This is a genomic window from Geomonas diazotrophica, assembly GCF_018919385.1.
In the GTDB taxonomy this organism is placed as follows: Bacteria; Desulfobacterota; Desulfuromonadia; order Geobacterales; family Geobacteraceae; genus Geomonas; species Geomonas diazotrophica.
Genome location: NZ_JAHLMF010000056.1, coordinates 1 through 249, shown reverse-complemented (window position 1 = coordinate 249; position 249 = coordinate 1). Strand labels below are relative to the sequence as shown.

The 249-nt window shown below is 48.6% G+C and carries 1 pseudogene; it reads right to left on the bottom strand.

What is annotated here, in order from left to right:
• A pseudogene (locus KOM00_RS20535) lies at positions 1-249 on the bottom strand (replication initiation factor domain-containing protein); the annotation flags it as partial.

The following is a 249-nucleotide window of genomic DNA, read 5'->3' as shown; positions in this document are numbered from 1 at the left end:
GCCAGAGGTCTGAGAAATCGTTGACCTTGAACTGTTTCAAAGCAGCCCTTCTTAGTTGGAACTCCACTCGCCAAATATCTTCAAGGTCATCGGTTCCCCACATATCAGCGAACCACAGTTTTTCCCCTTTCTTGAGGACTTCTTTACCTTTGTTGTAAATCCGAATGCGTATTGGTGCAGCAGGGGAGCCGAAGTAACAGGTTTCAAGGATACCGGCCTTTATGATCGGTCTGACATCCCGACTGCGGC